Source organism: Treponema sp. OMZ 799 (assembly GCF_024181365.1).
Classification (GTDB): domain Bacteria; phylum Spirochaetota; class Spirochaetia; order Treponematales; family Treponemataceae; genus Treponema_B.
The window spans coordinates 1093375-1111963 of sequence record NZ_CP051301.1; the positions used below are offsets into that span (position 1 = coordinate 1093375).

General features: G+C 33.3%; 18 protein-coding genes and 1 pseudogene. 18 read left to right on the plus strand and 1 reads right to left on the minus strand.

Annotation, left to right across the window (positions count from 1 at the left end; all coding sequences use genetic code 11):
• Positions 1-98 precede the first annotated feature (98 nt).
• The 10 genes and pseudogenes from E4O04_RS04945 (at position 99) to E4O04_RS04990 (ending at position 10110) form a co-directional block, all read left to right on the plus strand.
• Positions 99-599 carry a hypothetical protein gene (locus E4O04_RS04945; protein WP_253710340.1) on the plus strand — a complete coding sequence of 167 codons (501 nt, stop codon included), beginning with the start codon at positions 99-101 and terminating at the stop codon, positions 597-599.
• Between the two features lie 446 nt (positions 600-1045).
• On the plus strand, positions 1046-1900 hold the full coding sequence (locus E4O04_RS04950) for an ankyrin repeat domain-containing protein (RefSeq protein WP_253710342.1): 855 nt from the start codon (positions 1046-1048) through the stop codon (positions 1898-1900).
• Between the two features lie 138 nt (positions 1901-2038).
• Positions 2039-2362, plus strand: a pseudogene (locus E4O04_RS04955) (RHS repeat-associated core domain-containing protein); the annotation flags it as partial.
• A gap of 895 nt (positions 2363-3257) precedes the next feature.
• Complete coding sequence (locus E4O04_RS04960; RefSeq protein ID WP_253685057.1) at positions 3258-3632, plus strand: hypothetical protein; 375 nt, start codon at positions 3258-3260, stop codon at positions 3630-3632.
• Between the two features lie 4 nt (positions 3633-3636).
• Complete coding sequence (locus tag E4O04_RS04965) at positions 3637-4239, plus strand: hypothetical protein (RefSeq protein WP_253710343.1); 603 nt, start codon at positions 3637-3639, stop codon at positions 4237-4239.
• A gap of 106 nt (positions 4240-4345) precedes the next feature.
• Positions 4346-5011: a hypothetical protein gene (locus E4O04_RS04970; protein ID WP_253710345.1), complete on the plus strand. Its 666-nt coding sequence runs from the start codon at positions 4346-4348 to the stop codon at positions 5009-5011.
• 604 nt (positions 5012-5615) lie between these two features.
• On the plus strand, positions 5616-6653 hold the full coding sequence (locus E4O04_RS04975; protein ID WP_253710347.1) for a BMP family ABC transporter substrate-binding protein: 1038 nt from the start codon (positions 5616-5618) through the stop codon (positions 6651-6653).
• A gap of 24 nt (positions 6654-6677) precedes the next feature.
• Complete coding sequence (locus E4O04_RS04980) at positions 6678-8216, plus strand: ATP-binding cassette domain-containing protein (protein WP_253685054.1); 1539 nt, start codon at positions 6678-6680, stop codon at positions 8214-8216.
• Entirely contained in the window at positions 8213-9277 is a 1065-nt protein-coding gene (locus E4O04_RS04985) for an ABC transporter permease (protein ID WP_253685053.1), read from the plus strand. The genes E4O04_RS04980 and E4O04_RS04985 overlap by 4 nt, the downstream gene beginning before the upstream one ends.
• Complete coding sequence (locus E4O04_RS04990) at positions 9274-10110, plus strand: ABC transporter permease (RefSeq protein ID WP_253685052.1); 837 nt, start codon at positions 9274-9276, stop codon at positions 10108-10110. The genes E4O04_RS04985 and E4O04_RS04990 overlap by 4 nt, the downstream gene beginning before the upstream one ends.
• Before the next feature lie 33 nt (positions 10111-10143).
• Here E4O04_RS04990 and E4O04_RS04995 read toward each other — a convergent pair whose 3' ends face one another.
• Positions 10144-10827, minus strand: a complete 684-nt coding sequence (locus tag E4O04_RS04995; protein ID WP_253685051.1) for an NYN domain-containing protein — start codon at positions 10825-10827, stop codon at positions 10144-10146.
• Between the two features lie 249 nt (positions 10828-11076).
• On the opposite strand from E4O04_RS04995, the gene E4O04_RS05000 reads away from it, so the two are divergent.
• From E4O04_RS05000 to E4O04_RS05035, 8 genes are read left to right on the plus strand one after another with little or no spacing between them, the layout of a single operon-like run.
• Positions 11077-11685, plus strand: a complete 609-nt coding sequence (locus E4O04_RS05000; RefSeq protein WP_253685050.1) for a LemA family protein — start codon at positions 11077-11079, stop codon at positions 11683-11685.
• Between the two features lie 18 nt (positions 11686-11703).
• Positions 11704-12453 carry a glycerophosphodiester phosphodiesterase gene (locus tag E4O04_RS05005; RefSeq protein WP_253685049.1) on the plus strand — a complete coding sequence of 250 codons (750 nt, stop codon included), beginning with the start codon at positions 11704-11706 and terminating at the stop codon, positions 12451-12453.
• A 36-nt stretch (positions 12454-12489) separates the two neighbouring features.
• Entirely contained in the window at positions 12490-13401 is a 912-nt protein-coding gene (locus tag E4O04_RS05010; protein ID WP_253685048.1) for a patatin-like phospholipase family protein, read from the plus strand.
• On the plus strand, positions 13385-13735 hold the full coding sequence (locus tag E4O04_RS05015; RefSeq protein WP_253685047.1) for a NusG domain II-containing protein: 351 nt from the start codon (positions 13385-13387) through the stop codon (positions 13733-13735). Before E4O04_RS05010 ends, E4O04_RS05015 begins: the two co-directional genes overlap by 17 nt.
• Positions 13736-13783: 48 nt before the next feature.
• Complete coding sequence (locus tag E4O04_RS05020) at positions 13784-15016, plus strand: EAL domain-containing protein (protein ID WP_253710349.1); 1233 nt, start codon at positions 13784-13786, stop codon at positions 15014-15016.
• Between the two features lie 55 nt (positions 15017-15071).
• The gene (locus E4O04_RS05025) at positions 15072-16211 is read left to right on the plus strand and encodes an N-acetylneuraminate synthase family protein (protein WP_253710351.1); all 1140 of its coding nucleotides are present in this window, start codon (positions 15072-15074) and stop codon (positions 16209-16211) included.
• Between the two features lie 3 nt (positions 16212-16214).
• Positions 16215-16628: a J domain-containing protein gene (locus E4O04_RS05030; RefSeq protein ID WP_253710353.1), complete on the plus strand. Its 414-nt coding sequence runs from the start codon at positions 16215-16217 to the stop codon at positions 16626-16628.
• Positions 16629-16639: 11 nt separating this feature from the next.
• Positions 16640-18589, plus strand: coding sequence for a hypothetical protein (locus tag E4O04_RS05035; protein WP_253710354.1), 1950 nt, complete (start codon positions 16640-16642; stop codon positions 18587-18589).

Consider the following 18589-nt stretch of genomic DNA (forward strand, 5'->3'; position numbering starts at 1 on the left):
ACTTGATTGCTATAATTCTATTTCTCTCAGGTTGCAGTAAAAGAGAAATTATATGGCGAAATTATAGTTCTGTAAAAGATTTCGACAAAATAAAGCTGTTGTTTGTAAATAATAATCATTCCGATATAAAAGAATTCAATCTAACGCCTCAAAAAAATAATCATATTTGTATTCCTCATAATTATAGTTATGTAGGTTATGAATGTGAAATGCTTTTGTGTTTACATATTTATGAGCCTTTCATCGGCGGGCGCAGAGATAAAATAGAAGTGTTTATTTTTGATTTAAGAAATTTTACTGAAGATGATGAAAAATTTATTGTTAATAAAAAGGATTATGTTATAGCCTATTTGATGGAATATTTTAATCCGGAGTTAAAGAAAGGTTGTACTATTTTTTCAAAAGATAATATCTTATATAAACAAGAAGTTATATACGGCACTAATGAAACTCTCGATGAAATATTAAATAAAATTGAGGAGAAAGATTATTTGGATTATACGGAGTCCTTAGTAAATTTGGGAATTAAAAATAATCACAATGGCTATATTGTACAGAGTAAAATCGACAACAGATACATTTGGTTTTGGACTAACTAATTTTTGAACAATATGGAGAATAATTTTTTTGCCAATTGACAATATTAGTTAAAGTATAAGAACTAAGTCGAGGGATTGTGAAATGACAAAAAAGACAAGGCTGATGTTATTTGTGTCTTTTAGTAAAAATCGTTTAAGATTAAAGAACATTATTTTCACTGATAGTGCTTATGAAATGGAGAAACAGAAAAGATTTCAATCTTCTTTTGGCGGATTAGATATAATTCAACGTAATTAAGAAAAATAGGGCAATAAAATAAAAAAGATATGTTTTTAAAGCTTGCAAATGAGTATAAAATAATTTATAATTATGTCGGTGAAATATGAAATATAATACTTCAAAAATTATTTTTATTTTATTATGTTCATTTATATGTCTCATTAGTATTTTTAACCCTGTAACACTATATACGGTAGGTTGGCTAAGTGTAAAAATAATAGGTTCGATGGGAAATTCATTTAATTCTGCTGATCCGTCCATATCGGTTAATATTTTTAAGGATACTCCTGCATGGGATTTAGCAAAAGCAGTTAATTCGCAAAATATAAAAAAAATAGATCAGATTTGTTCTGAACACAAAGAATTGATAAATTACCGTGAGCCCCTTTATGGTACGCCTTTGTTGTATTGGGCAATTGCAAACAGTAAGTATAATTCAGCAGAAATATTACTTAAAAACGGAGCTGATCCTGATCTTATGCAACGTGCATCGAATAACACGCCTCTGTATTTAGCTGTTGGCAAGCGCTGGAAAGACAAAAGCATTGATATAAATGAAAATATTAAATATACGGAACTATTATTAAAATCTGGTGCAGATCCGAATATTCCATATTTGGAAGAATCTTATGACGAAATAACTGTATTAATGAATGCAATATCTACGGGAGATAGTAAGCAATTGGTGGAGCTGCTGATTAATAATGGAGCCTATATCAATACACAGCGAAATGCAAGTACTACTGCTGCAAGTCTCGCTTTACAGTTGAAGAGATATACCATTGCTCATTATCTTATAGCAGAATGTCATGCTGATATAACTAAACCATGCTATGATCCTGTGCGGGATAAGAATTTGTATAGACCAGGGCAAGAAAAAATATATCCAGTAAATATCTTACGTGAGCAATCTTGGATATTTCCGTTAGATAGTAAAGAATATAAATTAAAACAGGATATAATCGCCGAATTTAAAAGACAGGGTGTCGACTATTATGCAACGCCTATTCCTGACAGCACGAAGTATCATATAAAATATACCTATCCTGATAATTATGAGGAAATGCTTGAAAAATTTTAAATATAAAATAATATAAATTATAAAATTAAAATAAAAACATGCTTACTAAAAATAGAGTTGTGGACTTACAAGTCAAAAACTGCTATGCTGTTTTTGACGACGTATAATAATTTCCTTGCAAAGCAGCCCGCAGGGCTGATAGAGGAAGTTGCTGCAGGGTTAGATAAGTTACCGTTTAGGTTTACGGGGAAAGAGCTTGACGAAGAAACAGGATTATACTACTATGGAGCGAGGTATCTTGATCCGAAGTATAGTAGGTGGTTAAGTGGGGATCCGGCGTTAAATGATTATATACCCAAGGCACCAGTAAACGATGAGGCTAAAAAGCATAATGAAAACTTGCCGGGTATGGGAGGCGTGTTTAATGTTATAAACTTACATGTTTACCATTATGCGGGGGATTCGCAGCGCAGCTTCGAGCTATATAATCCGATTAAGTATACCGATCCGGATGGGAGAGAAACTAAACATTCCGGTAAAGGCACTATTGATGAGCCTTTCATTCAAATAAATATAACTAATACAGAAACTGATGCATATAAGTATACTTCTACCATAAGTTATACAAGTTATATGGACAATGGAAAAATTTTTGAGCAGTATTCTATAAATTATTCTTTTTTGATTAAGGATACTGAAACTGGTAATAAATTAGCAGAAGATATGAATTTTGGTGCTGATATAGGTTATGCGATAACATCTGGACTAATATTTAAAAGCATATTAGGTTGTATAGGTGGTCCAATATTAACTGGAGCTATAAAGAGTGCTTTAACTATTGCCAGTCTTTATATAGGTAGTAAAGAAATTTTACGATATGAATCAGGAATGAAAATAGAAATAAATACAGAGTTAGAAGTTGTAAGTGATAGTTCAGGTATAAAAAATTCCGGAAGTAGAACTACCAACATCTATAAACTTGAAAGAGAGGATAGTGATGGTAAGCCGATTCTTACACATACGGAAAATTTAAACTATTAGTGAGGTGTTTCTTATGCATATAGTATTAGTACTAGTAATTATATTTTCACTATCATATACCTTTATTTCTTTTGGAGTATGGCTTGGTGAGTTATTTAATAGAAAATTTTTATATATCTATGATCCTGATACGAAGTTAAAAAAATTTATATATATACTAAAACAGATTTGTGAATTTATTTTGATTCTGGTAGGAGCTATTTTAATATTTCCCAGAAGGAATAATAGTGAGTTTTTTGTATATATTTATACCATAGCCGTTAGTATTATTTATGGATTGTTTATGGAAAAAGATAGAAAATCAAAATTTTGAAGCCTTAAATAAGAGAGAAAAAATATGTCCGAAAAAAATGAAGCAAAAGAAAAGTAATAAGCAATGAAAACAAAACTTTGCATTTATCCAAAGCCTAACTATCTCATTCGGACAGCAATTTCTGCGGAAAGATACCGAAGCGAAAGCAAAGCCATGAAAAGCGCTATACCGATACTTGTTTACTTTTATGTTTTATGCAATAATAAAAGCTATAAGAAAGGTTCGGGATTCTTAATGGCAAGGAAAGGAAGAGTCTTTTATATGATTGATTCTGATATTTACTTTTCGTCCGATGTGAAGTATATTGATTTAGGTACGCTCTTATATCCAGTCGGAATTATTGCTCATGAATTAACACATGCTTATGATACTGTGGTGAAATTATTCCTATACGATCAAAAGATGCTACTAAAAGAAGAATGGAAATGTGGAGAATAATGCGATGAAAAAATATTATTCATTAATTATTATTATGTTTATACTATGTTTTGACGTATTACATGGGTTTGATCTTCCTTATTTAATTGCTAATGATGATAAAGCAAATGTCTTTTTTAAATCTTATTTTAATAGTAATGATATATGGGAATTTTATGAAATAGGTGTTCCTGCAAGAATCAGTGAAAATAATAATAAATTTTATTGGCACCTTGTTTTTGTTGCTTCAAAAAACTATGAAAAGTGTATTGTTTTTTTTAATTCAAACTCTCAACATAATTTAATAGGTAAATTGACCTCAGATGAATTTCATATTATTAGTAAACAAATCAATCTAAGGTTAATATCGAATAATAATCATAAAAAATATTCTGATATACGAGGAATGAATCAACCATTTTATTTGCGTATATGTAATAAAAAATATGCTAATATTGTGTATGGAAATACTGCTAATCCCGAGACTTATATGTGGGCTAAGCAATTATATTACTATTTTAATCAATTTGTTCCACAAAAGGATCGGCTTTTATATCAAATAGGAGAAGAAAAAACATTTGAAGAAAATATGTTTGAAATATGTGGAATTAAATTCACTAGATTATAAAAAAATATAGGATAATATTTAAATGAAAATACCTAGCATATTATTCGGATCATATAACGAAGTTATAAAAAGATTAAGGCCGTTAAAAAATCATAATATAGTTTTTATGAAGAATTTTATAAAAAAAATACAAGCTCCGGATAAAATGATGGAAGTTACGGAAGATACGCCAATCGTAATGGTTGATGGATATCCTACACGTGCAGTACCGAATGCGTTTTTTCCGTCAGTTTTAAGTGATTATATTTTATATGATGAAGTTTATACATCTGATGTTGTGTCATGGTATATGAAAAAAGCTGTGGAAAATTCATGGCTGATGCTTACAGCCTTGGTAGCAGATAGTTCTGTAAGCCTTTTATATCGACATTTTCATAATAAATTTCAAATACGGTTATTAAATGGTCTTGAAAAACATTGGGACGAACTTGTAAGTGTAGGATATTGCTATTATAATGATACATTGGGTTTTTGCAATAATAAAAAACGGTTATTTTTTGAAAAAAGTTATCCATTGTTACAAATATCAAGTATGGTTATGCATGTTCGTGATGTGGAGCACATAATAGAAAATTGGAAGAAATTTAAAAGAAATAAACCGGTCATTCCGTTTACTGAAAGTTCGCCTTTAGAAGAAGAACAAAAAAAAATAATGATTCGAATAATTAACTCAGGGGTATTAAAAAAAATGTCGAAAGAGCAGTTAGATGCTTTTAAAAAACTATACATAAATTATTTTAAAACATCGTTGTCGGATGATTTGCTTACATGAGAAAAATATTATGAAAATAAAGCCTTATTTGTATTCACAACCTAACTATCTCATTTTTCGGACAGCGATTGACCGGCCTTTAAGCAGTCGTTTTGAAGATAGGAATATTTTATAAACTGCGAGGAGTAAAATATTGTAAATATTTTGACTAATCAATTTTAATAATGGAGAAAAGGTATGAAAAAATTTGGAATATGCATTGTAATATTGACATATGATCATATGTTTGATGAAAGCTGATTTTTGTTCGTTGTTAAAATAAATGGTTTTGGTTATGAAAACAAAACTATTTATTACTAATTAATATCATGAATTTTCTTTTGGACTAATTATTATATTTTTATAGGAAGAAAAAGAGACAATTTGGAAAATTAAAAATAGGATTGGAGATATTTAGTAGTGAATTTTATACGTAGTAAAACGGCTTTTATGCTTGTTCTAATGATTTTTTATATTATCACCTCGGTTGGGAATAATAAATATTTTTTGCAACTTGTATTTGTTCCGAAGATGATACCAAGATGAAGATTCGACTTAGAATTCTAACTATAAAAATACTCTTCCTATCTTGCACTATCTTCTCTTTTTTGTTATATTGTCAACCATGAGAAAGATTTTTAATTTTATTTTATTTGCTTCTTTTCTTTTAAGCCTTTTTTCATGTGCAAAAACTGAAAATATGCAAAAAGAAAAAGAAATCGGTATTGCGGTTTTTGTTCCCGGTGTCAGGGCTGAAAGTCCGGTTTACGATATGTTGGCTGCAGGTGTAGAAGAAGCTGTTGCTTCTGCAATCGGAACCGGTAAAAAGGTAAACTTGAAGATTTTGGAAGCCGGAACCAATCAGGCAGAATGGGGAACGAAGCTTACTTCCCTAGCTGTGGACGGAAAATATGATTTGATTGTTTCTTCCAATCCTGCCATGCCGGGCATCATCGCTCCTATTTCAAAGCAATTTCCCAATCAAAAGTTTTTGCTTTTGGATGCCTATGCCGAAGGTAAACCCATGATTACTACCTTTAGATACAATCAAAGAGAACAGGCTTATATAGCAGGCTATATTTCTGCCTTGGTAAGTTTAAGCAAGATGGAGTTTGCAAATCCCGAAAAAAAAATAGGGCTTATAGCGGGGCAAGAATATCCTGCAATGATGAATATAATTTTGCCTGCCTTCCTTGAAGGTGCCAAAGCTGCCGATCCCGAATTTACCGTTGATTTTAAAATCGTAGGAAACTGGTATGATGCGGCGAAGGGTGCCGAACTTGCCCGTGCAATGTATAAAAACGGAGCTGATGTAATAATGCCTATTTCAGGTGGTGCAAATCAGGGAGTTCTTGCCGCTGCAAAAGAATTGGGCTTCTATGTTTCTTGGTTCGATAATAACGGCTATGCAAAAGCAAAGGGCTATGTAATTTCAAGTTCCGAAATGAAGCAAAAAAAGCTTGCCTATGAGCAGATTTTAAACTTCATCGACGGGAAGCTAAAAGAAGGAGTCCCTTCTACCTTGGGCATCAAAGAAGGTTATGTAAATTTTATTTCTGATGATGAAATTTATATGCAAACCGTCCCAGAAGAAATCAGAAAAAAACAAGATGAAATGCTAAAGAAAATAACTGACGGTTCTTTGGACTTGTCTATAAAATAAATTTTTAAAATTGGGTTTTGTGAAGTGAAAAAGACGACGGCCGAGTTAAGCGGTATTTATAAGATCTATGAAACGGAAAACAAACAAACCGGCGAGGTCTATAAAAATGCCGCTTTGAGTAATGTGAATATAGAATTTTACACTTCCGAAATTCACGCCCTGCTCGGAGAAAACGGGGCCGGAAAATCTACATTGGTAAATATTTTTTCGGGTCTTCTTTCTCCGACGAGTGGTTCCATCAAGATAGCGAATAAGGTTTTTAATTTTAACTCCCCTAACGATGCTTTAAATGCAGGAGTCGCAATTGTTCATCAGCATCCTCGTCTTGCCGCAAATGCAAGTGTTTTTGAAAATATAATGATTGGCACAAAACAGAAGAGCTTTTTATCCCTTATAAACCTCCGTGCCGAAAAACAAAAAATAGAAAGTTTAAAGTCAAAATGGAATGTTGACTTGGACTTAAATGCAAAGATAAAAAATCTTTCTGCAGATAAAAGATTTTACACTGCAATGTTTTCTGCCCTTTATACTAATCCTCAGTTTTTAATTTTAGATGAACCGGCTTCCGTTTTTACCGATAAGGAGCGGAAGGATTTTTTTTCGGTATTAAAAAAAACATGTATCGAAGAAAAAATAGGTACTGTGCTTATTACTCATAAGGTTGAAGAAGCTTTAAATTTTGCCGATAGAATTTCGGTTTTAAAAAACGGAAAAATGCAAGGCTCTTTTTTAACGGAAGATTTAGGGAATAATGATGAGGCTGAACTTTTTATAAAAAAGCAAATATTTTCAGGCGATAAATTTTTAAAATCTGAAGAAGAAATACAAAAACTTCATGAGAAAAATATTGAAGAAAAAAAGTGCGGTTTCGGTTTTTGTATTTCTTTTAATTCCGGTTTCGGTTACGAAATAAAAAATTTTCAAGTTAAAGCAGGATGCGGAAGTATTACCGGAATTGTAGGCTTCCCTAACAGTGGTATCGAATACTTGGAAGATATTCTTTCGGGAATGTCTGACGCCAAGAATACCGATATAAATAAAAGGCATCATACAGGCAATATTGTAATTGAAAATCCAGGAAATGAAAAAAAAGTTTTTAACTGCGAAAAAATTACTCCCTCCCTTCTTCTAAAAAATAAAATAGGTTTTATTCCATCTGATAGAAATTTACGCGGCGCTGATGCAAATCTTACAGTTGAAGAAGTTTTAAATTGTTACCGTTTTAAAAATAATTTTTTTGATAAAAAGAATTCCGATGAATTTATTTTATCCTTATTGAAAGCTGAAAATATAAGTGCCGATAAAAACCGTTTGGCCGGTTCCCTGTCGGGAGGACAGCTCCAGCGTTTGATATTGGCTCGCTGTCTTTCAGAAAATCCTGAAATTATAATAGCTGCAGAACCTGCATGGGGCTTGGATCTTTTGAGCACGGAGCTTCTTATGAATAAGTTTAGGGCTCTTGCAGAGCAAGGCCGAACCATTGTAATATTGACAAAAGAATTCGATACGGCTTCTTATAAAAATGCTTTTGATGCCGTTTATTTTTTAGGAAAAGAAAATTGAGAAGGTATAAATTTTTAAGTTCGGGAGCTGCATTTTTTTTCGGTACCTTGGTAATAATTATCTTTATTTCTCTGGGCTCGCAAAATCCTAAAGAAGCATTGTCGGAATTTTTTTTAAAACCCTTTTCTTCCGTTTGGTATTTTGGAAACATGCTGAACAAAACATCCCTTTTGTTGTTTGCGGCCTCCGGTTCCTTATTTGCTTTTAAATGCGGCTGTTTTAATTTGGGCGGCGAGGGGCAAATATATTTTGCGGGTCTTTTGACCGGAATTCTTTTACAGCATACTTTGGCAGAGCCGATCGTGCAGCTTGTTCTTACAGGCTTTATCGTTTTTTTTGCTTGCAGCTTAATCGGTCTTTTTTCGGGATTTTTAAAAATTAAATTTAATGCGGATGAGCTTTTAACTTCTTTTTTAATTTCTGCGGCTATCCTGCCTGTTGTAAATTATCTTATCGGTAATCCTTTGCGGGATACATCGGGTAATTTACTGGCCCTGCCTCCAATAAAAGAAGCCTTTCAGCTTAAAACTTTTTTGCCGCCTTCTTCATTGAATATTTCTTTTGTGTTTTCTATTATTTTGGTTTTGTTTTTTATTATTTTTTTTGCTAAAACAAAGTGGGGCTACCGTTTGCGGCTTTCAGGAACGGCGTCTGAGTTTTCCAAGTTTGCAGGTTTTTCCGTTTATGCTCCGCCTCTTGCAGGAATGGGAATTTCTGCCGGTCTTCACGGTTTAACCGGTTTTTTTGCAATTACGGGAACTTGGTATATCTGTCACTTATCTTTTTCTTCCGGAATGGGATGGTCGGCCCTTGCCGTTGCCCTCGTAGCAAAGAATAGTTTCTTTGCCCTTATCCCGGCAGCCTTTTTATACTCTTGGATACAAAGCGCTTCCGATGCTGCCGTAATGTCAGGTTCTTTGGTTTTTGATACGGCCGTATTTTTACAGGCTGTAGTTTTTCTTTTTATTTCTGCAAACTTGTTAAGCCTGCGCTTGACTTCAAGATTGAGTAAAAATATTTCACGCATTAAGATGCTTCTTTTAAAAAGGAAGGGAATATGATTGAAGCCGTCTTGGTTATCTTAAAAATCTCGGCACCTCTTTTGTTTTTAAGTTTAGGAGCCCTTCTTACCGAATATGCTGGCTCTCTTGCCGTTTTTATGGAAGGCGCCGTTATTCTCTCGGCATTTTTTTGCGCTCTTATAACCATAATAAGCGGTAATCCATTTTTAGGTTTTATAGCTTCTATTCTTTTGACCTCTCTTATTCTTTATTTGCTTGCCTTGTTTACCGTTAAAACAAGGGCCAATTCTTTTTTGACCGGGCTTTCTTTAAACCTCTTTGCAGCAGGCTTTGTTCCTTGGGCTTCCGAGCTTTTTTTAAAAAAAGGCGGAGCGCTTTCCTTTGAAGACTTTGAAATTTCTTCCCATCTTAATCCCGTAAATAATCTTAATCCGTTTTTTGCAGGTTTAATTTTAGCTGTTGTAATCTTTTTATTTTTAAAATACAGCTCCAAGGGAATAAATTTAAAATTTTCAGGAGAAGCTCCGAATGTTTTAATTGCCCGCGGAATAAATCCCGATAAATATAAAATATTTTCATGGACGCTTGCCGGTTTTTTTGCAGCTTGCGCCGGATCAACCCTTGTGTTCCGTCTTGCCGCCTACACGCCCAATATAAGTGCGGGAAGAGGTTGGACAGCCTTGGCTGCAATCTTTTTGGGAAATAAAAATCCTCTTTTATGCACTTTAGCTGTCTTACTTTTTTCTGCGGCTGAATATGCCGTGAACATAATGCAGGGTGCCGTAAAAATTCCGTCCGGTATTTTATTATCCTTTCCTTATCTTGTAGCTCTTATCTTTTTTATTGCAGCACCTTCCGTTAGAAAAAAATAAATAAATTCAGTATATGCCAAAATAAAGATATTATCAGGGCTTGGTTTGCTTTGATTTCCACTCTTTTGGAATTTCATATTTTTTTGAATCTTTATTTATACAATCATTCATAATGGAATTTTCAAATCGTTTGTAGCTTTTTTTCATCAAAACAGGTTTTTTATTCCATGCTGCAAGCAGATGTGCAATATCATTACTATAATTTGATGGAGGAAATAGCACTTTTATTTTCATAGACGGAAAATTTTCTTTGATTAATTCAAGCGGAGGGATTAAATCACTATCAGCACTTACCAAGACTAATGAATCTGTGCTTTTATTTATACAATCGTTGATCATGCGTATAGATATATTTACATCCGTTTTCTTTTCTTCAGGTTTTGATATATCACTGTTACAATAAGGGCATTGTATATGTTTTTCAAGATATTTACCTCGAACAATTTCGAATTGATCACCATTTAACATTTTATTTGCATTTAAAAATGCACTTTGCCTGCTGCTTTTTTGTGAATTCAATGGAGTCGCGGTAAAATAAATAACTTTTTCAATAACTTCGTCATTTGATATGAAGCCTTGAAATAACTTTACGATATTGATCCAATATGCATTTCCCCATTTTTTATCGGCTGTTTCAGATCTTCTTAATCCATAGTAAAAATTGAAACCATCAACATAAAAAGTCACACGTTTTTTGACACACATTTTTTCTCCCATAAAAAAAGACCGCTACATGAGCGGTCCGTTACCCTTCAAGAAAGAAAGGGTGTTGCGTTAAGCTATTATCATATTACTACAGTATTGTCATTTTGTCAAGGAAATTTATATAAAAAACTGAAATTATATAGTGCAAAAATAAAATTGTTTTTGTCTATTTACTCTAATATATCAATATTAAACTAGCTTGTCTTTTTGTCTATAATTTGTTAAATTATTATATCTTATTTTTATATTTATGGAGGTGTTATGAGTAAGGGTTTAAAAACCGGATTGATTATTTTGGCTGTTGTTTTTGTTTTAGGTTTCGGCTTATATAGGTTTTTTATAGGAACATATAATTCCATTATCCTTGCAGAAGAGAATGTAAAGTCTGCGTGGAGTCAGGTAGAAAATGTTTATCAAAGACGTTTTGATTTAATTCCCAACTTGGTGAATACCGTAAAAGGCTATGCTGCACATGAGTCTAAGGTTTTTACCGATATTGCAGAAGCAAGATCAAAGGCCGGCGGTGTTATGAATGTTTCCGATGAGGTTTTAAATAATCCCGAATCCTTTGCAAAATTTCAACAAGCTCAAAGCGAGCTTGGAGCCGCCTTACAGCGCTTGTTGGTTATTACCGAAAACTATCCTGAGCTTAAAGCAAACCAAAATTTTATGGACTTACAAACCCAGCTTGAAGGAACCGAAAACCGTATTGCAGTTGAACGCAAAAGATATAACGAAGCCGTCCAATCATACAATGTTTATATAAGACAATTCCCGCGTTCCATTATTGCAAACATGTACGGATTTAGGGAGAAGGCTTATTTTAAGGCTGATGATCAGGCATCAACTGCTCCCAAGGTTAACTTCTAAATTTGTTAGGCCGTTATTATGAGTAAGACTCTTAATTTTGCCCACAGAGGTTTTCGCAGTCAATATCCCGAAAACACGATGCTTGCTTTTTCTAAAGCAGCGGACTTAGGTGTTGACGGAATAGAGTTTGATGTTCATCTCTCTTATGACGGCGTGCCCGTTATAATCCATGATGAGACCTTGGATAGAACATGTAACGCTTCAGGCCTTGTAAAGGATTTTTCTTTTGTCGACTTAAAAAAAATAAATGCCGCAGCAAATTTTAAAAGCTCAATGTCATTGGATTCGGCTGAACTCTTGGATGAAAAGATTCCTTCACTTGAAGAGTATTTTGATTTTATAAAGAATAAAAATATTATTTCCAACATTGAATTAAAGACAGGTGTCTTTGAATATCCGGGGATAGAGGAAAAAGTATATGCTCTTTTAAAAAAATATAATCTTCAAGAAAAGTGTATTATTTCTTCCTTTAATCATGAAAGTCTTTTGAGGATGAAAAAGTTGGATCCTTCCATTGTGTGCGGTTTTTTGGTTGATTCGTGGGATCTGCATCCTGCCGCTTATTTAAAAAAATACGGCGTAGAATGTTATCATCCGCCTGCATATAGGCTTACGAAAGAATTTGTAGATGAGCTTCATAATGAAGGCCTTAGGGTAAATGCATGGTTCGGGTCAATCCAAACGGACTATGCCCAAGTTTTAAGCACAGGTTTGGATGCAATTATAACGGATTATCCTGACAAGATTTCACATTTACTTAAAAAATAGCTGGAATAAATTTAAAAATAGATATATAATTATAGTATGAAATGGGCATTGGTTTTATCGGGCGGAGGCGCAAAGGGCCTTGCCTACATAGGAATGTTTAAGGCTCTTGAAGAATTGGAATATCCGCTTCCTGGTTGTATTGTCGGTTGTTCTATGGGTGCAATTATCGGCGGGCTTTATGCCTCGGGCATGACTGTAGATGAGATGGTTTCTTTCTTTTCTAAAGATTTTGAATTAACCGACTATCTGGATGTATCTCATTTAGGTTTCGGCCTTACGAAGCTCACAAAGTTTTTGCAAATCGGAGCAGGTTTAAATAATTTAATTTCTCATCAAGGTGCCGATTCCGGCGAAAAAAGTTTAACCCTCTTTAAAAAGCTTTCATGTTATCAAACATTTGATCAGCTTAAAATTCCTTTCTATTGTAATGCAACGGATTTATCCGACGGGAATGAAACGGTTTTTGATAAGGGGTTTTTGGCCGATGCGATGAGGGCTTCATACTCCTATCCCGGTTTTTTTGCCCCTTTTAATCATAACGGAAAAATTTTTGTGGACGGCTGTGTAAAAAATAATACGCCTGTTTGGATTGCCAAGGAAAAGGGTTTTAAAAATATCTTGGCTGTTACTCTTGGAACTTTTAAGGTTATAAAGAACGATGATATAGATTCTTCTATTGCAGTTCTGACAAGATGTCTCGAGGTAGCTTCGATAAGATCCGATTATAGTGTACGCAATACTCCAACCCATATTCTTGATATTGATACGGGTATGGCTCCCCATGATTTTTCGGATCCTCTTTATCAAATTCAAATGGGATACTCCATAACCATGAATAATAAAAAAGAGCTCCTTGAATTTTTTCAAAAAGGACTTCCAGGCTTTTTGAACCGCAGACGTATGGCTAAAAAAACTGCTAAAAGGTTGAAAAGTGAAAAAGTTTTTTAATAAGATTAGAGTCTTGGATGTTGCAATACTTGCCGTAATTGCTGCATTTATAATTTCGATTGCTCTTTTTATATATTCTGCAGATAATTCTACCCTCTATCTATTGGTACGGACACCAAAAGGCGACTGGATATATCCTATGAATACGGATATATCTTTTGCTGTTGAGGGTGAAACAGGGCCTGTAAGTATCAGAATCGAAAAAAATGAAGCCTTTGTTGTCGGTTCAACGTGTTCAAATAAAACCTGTATAGCGGCTCCAAAATTAAAAAAACACGGCGACTGGAATGCCTGCCTTCCGAATAAGGTCTTTTTATCTGTCGAAAAAAAATAAACTCATATAATACTTGAATAAAAACTATATAAGTATTATCTTATAGCAATGAGTCATTTCTTTGATGTTGAAAAAATTATTTCTGAAGAAAAAATCGAAACCGTTTTTCAACCAATCATAAACATCGAAAAAGGATATGTATTTGCCGAAGAAGCTCTATCACGGGGCCTTACTATAGACGGCTGTATCATCGAGCCTGAAACTCTTTTTAAAGCAGCTGTTGAGGCAGATCTTATTTATGAGCTTGATATACTTTGCTGTAAAAAGGCTGTTGAAATTTTTGCAAAGACATGTTCTAACACAAAATCAATTCTCTTCATAAATGTAAACGCCCAAACCGCTACGGAAGATAGTTTCTATGACGCTCTTTTGAATATATTGGATAAAAATAAGGTTCAGCCTAGAGAAGTTGGAATAGAATTTCTTGAAACCAGGGTTTTATCTATGGCCCTGCTTACAGAGGCCGTAAATAAATACCGTGAACAAGGTTTTGTTATTGCAGTGGATGATTTCGGTTCTAAAGAATCAAATATAGACAGGCTGCTTAATGTTCATCCTGATATTATAAAAATCGACCGCAGTCTGATTCAAAATATTCACGATGACCTTTATAAAAAATCGATTGTAACTGCTCTTAATGTGTATGCAAATATGACCGGAGCAGTTTGTTTAGCCGAAGGAATAGAAACGGCTGAAGAGATTCAATGTTGCTGCGATATAGGCTTAGTATTATTTCAAGGATTCGGAATAAGCCGGCCTCTGAGCGACTTTAAGTTTTTTGAAGATCAAGCAAAAGATAAAACTTACGAAATTCTTTCAAAAGTCGAAAGATATAAGCTTGAGGCTTCCACAAAAAAAAGGTCTATAGGTTCAAATATGGAATTAATGTCTAATTTTCTCATAAATAGCCTTGTTTATGATGATTTAGACCGCATGAAAAATAGTTTAGAAGATTTTATTGAGCTTTATCCTGAGATTGAGTCTTTGTCTGTGGTTGATTTTGCAGGTAAACAAGTAACAAAAAAAATATTAAAAGCCCAATTTATTAATTCAAACCGCCATCCGCTCTTTTCGTTAAAAGAAGATTGCTTAAATATTATCGAAAATAGGTATATAACAAGGTTTATTGCATCGGAAAAAAACTATTTATTATCAGATGCTTATATTTCCATTGTATCAAGACTACCTGTACGTACCTTTACTGTAAATTTAAAAAATATTCCGAATCGAAAATATATATTATGTATATGCTTTTATGAATCAGGCTTAAAATCCGAATAAAAATATAAGGCTCTCTTGTTTTTTTTTAAGATTTGATGTAAGATTTTTACGTATTATGTGCACAAAACATGGAGTCTTTAAACTCGGCTCGGAAATTTTTTCAGTAAAAAATCCTCTCACGATTGCCGAAATAGGAACTAGTCATAACGGCTCTATTGAAAGGGCTTTAAAATTGATAGATGCGGCTGCTGAAGCAGGAGCAAGGGCCGTAAAATTTCAAATTGTTTATGCCGATGAAATTCTTCACCCGAATACGGGTTATGTGGACTTACCTACAGGCAGGATTCCTCTCTATGAACGTTTTAAAAGTTTGGAAGTTCCTATAAGCTTTTATAAAGAGCTTGCAGAATATAGCCGGGCAAAAAAGCTTTTGTTTTCGGCCAGCCCCTTCGGGCTTAGGTCTGCTGCAGAGCTTGCCGAATTAAAACCCGATTTTATAAAGATAGCTTCACCTGAGCTTAATTATGTACAGCTTTTAAAATACTGTGCTAAGGTTAACTTCCCTATGATTTTATCGAGCGGGGTTTCTCTTCTAAAAGATATTGAAAAAGCCTTAAATGTTTTACGCTCTGAAAATAAAAACTTGAGTCTGGCTCTCCTTCACTGTATTACATCTTATCCTGCTCCCGAAAAAGAATATAATGTTTCCGTAATCAAAAATTTAAGCCGTATTTTCGATATTGCATGCGGAGTAAGTGATCACTCTTTAGACCCTGTTTTAGTTCCGGCCCTAACTCTCGCATCGGGAGGCTTTATAATAGAAAAACATATCTGTCTTTCCCGTAAGGAAAGTGGTTTGGATGATCCTGTTGCTTTAGAACCTGAAATGTTCAAAAAAATGTGCAGCACTTTGAAGGCTTTGTCTAAAAAAACTGATGGTGGGATTATAGAACACTTAAAAAACTTAAACTATTCTTTAGAGCTTATAAATGAAGTTATCGGTTCGGGAGAAAAAAGATTGAGTCAGGCTGAAAGTAAAAACTACGGACGCACAAACAGGTCCATTCATTATATGCACGATTTAAAAAAGGGAGATGTAATAAGCGGTGAGGATATTGCTATTTTGAGAACGGAAAAAATCTTATCACCAGGGGAGACTCCTGATATGTTCGATGATTTTATCGGAGCCGTTTTACAAAGAGCTGTTAAGTCCGGAGAAGGCCTTTTGATGGAAGATTTTCTTATAAGGAAATAAGATATGAGTAAAAACTATTATAACGATATGGGAAATATTTTACGGGATGCTCTTACCTCCGATGAAGATCCATTTGAAGCTGCTGCTCAAAGATCAAGCGGACGTTATCGCACAATGGGCGGCCGTATGGAAAGACGGCCTCCGCCTAAGATAGATAAAGAATTAGACCGTGTTCCTGTTCCGCCTGAACTTGTAGAAGATTTTGCCGTCTTAAATGTTTTATCGGGAGTGCCGCTTGATGAATGTAAAAGATCATGGAAACGCCTAATAAAAAAGTATCATCCTGATTTTCAAGATTCACCTGCAAAACAGGCCGAAGCCAATAAGATAATAAGGCGTATAAATAATTCTTATCGTAAAATAGAAACTTGGTTTAAGACAGGCAATATTTTATCGGAAAAAGACTTAAACTCATAAGGAATTATAAATTGAAAAGGATTCTTTTTTTTATTTTATTATTTTTTTTCTTACAGGATGCCTATTCCGAAAACACCGTTTATGAGCTGGGCCCTAAAAGCGAAAACATTATTGTGTTTACCGCTTCAAGGAATCAAAATAATGAGTCAACTTTTTCTACAGATCTTTTAGAAAATTTTGCAAAAGAATTAAAAGATGTGCTTTTTCAGACACGCGTTATAATTGCAATCACCGATAATGATTTTCCCGAACTGCCTGAAAGTATTGATATAATAGAATCTCAAAATACAAAAAAACTTATTTCAAAAATAAATGAAAGTAAATCAAGTCTTGTATTTGTTTTATCGGATGGTCCTTCCGATAGAGCAGTATTAAGTGCCGGGGCTGTAAAAAAGACCTCGCCTTCATGGATGTTAGAAGATTTACAGGAAATTTTACAAAAACAAAATATTCCTGTTGATTTTAAATATAATAATATTATTCTGTATCGTCTTGGCATTATCGGTGATAATATGCTGACAGAGTATTTAAAGGAAGATATTCCTGCAATAAGGATATCTTATGGAGCCGATATACGCCCTGTTTTGCTCTCTTTAATAAATACTTACACACAAGGTATTTCATCGGAATGGGATAAACATTATAATGTAAAAAAAATTTGGGGTCTTAGAATTATAAGTGAAAGGACATTGGTCCTTTTAGTAATAGGAGTAACCTTATTCGCTCTTTTTTATATTTTTATATTCAGTTTCTTATTCGGCAGAAGGAGAGAAAAAAATATAAGAGACCTTCTTCTTTTGTGGCGGGTTCCTATTTTCTTTTTTATAATTAATTTATTTGCTCTATACATAGGAGAGTATCTGACAACTCTTATGTTTTCATTTAAATTCGGTTTTCAAGATTCCATTAAATTTCTGCCTGTTACGGCTATTTTATTAAAATTATTATTTGCTGCAATAATAATTTCTTTATTTGCCTATGTAAACAGATATTTAAAATTGCCTAATAATATATTTATATACGGATACTTGGCAAGTATTGTTTGTTTTTTTAATATATTTATTTTTTCGAGAGTAAATTTATCGTTAGCAATTCTAGTTTTGGAAATTTATATCTTATCTTTCTTTTCTTATCACTTTCAAAAACTATATGCTCAAATACTGTTTCTTATTTTAAATAGCTTATTATTGGTTTATTATTTTTCGGATGTACTGTTTATTAAAGACAATCTTATTGATGTTTTATTTTATGCTAATAATATATTGGCTGCAATGTTTATCCTTCCATATATGTTGATGTTTATAAGATTATTTATGCAGTTAAAAAAAGAACGGCCGATGATAAAATTTATGCACTTGAAAATTATAGGCGCGATAACATTGATTACCTGCGTTTTTGTTGTTCTTGTTTTAATCTATCCGCCGTTTTTACATCTTAAAAATAAAAAAGAATTTATTTTATATAATATTGAAAATGAAAATAAATATATATCCCTTATTTCAAATATAAAGAATAAGCCTGAAAGAATAGATGAGGATAAAGAATTTTATAAACTATCGGGAATAAGGGAGGATGACTTTATAAAAGTGCAGGCCGGTACACAAAATTATCTTGAGCGTGTTATCGGGGAGGTAAATATAAATCCGCTTATTAAAGCTGCCGTTATACAGGTTATTATAAGCCGCACTGACGGCTTTCCTATTTATGAAGCAAATATGGATTTTAAAAAATCAAATGAAGGGAAAAAAGCGGAATTTATTTCGCCTATCAATTTAACGGAACCTTTTTCTATAAAATTTTCGGGAGAAAAAAATGCCGTCTTACATGTAAAAATACTTGCATGGTTTTATGACAATCCCTTAAATCCTAACTTTGAATTTTTAAACGATAATTTAAAGAATAAAAAAATGATTTTTCATGTTATAAAAGAATTCGATTTGATACCTAAAACGGAGTCTTAG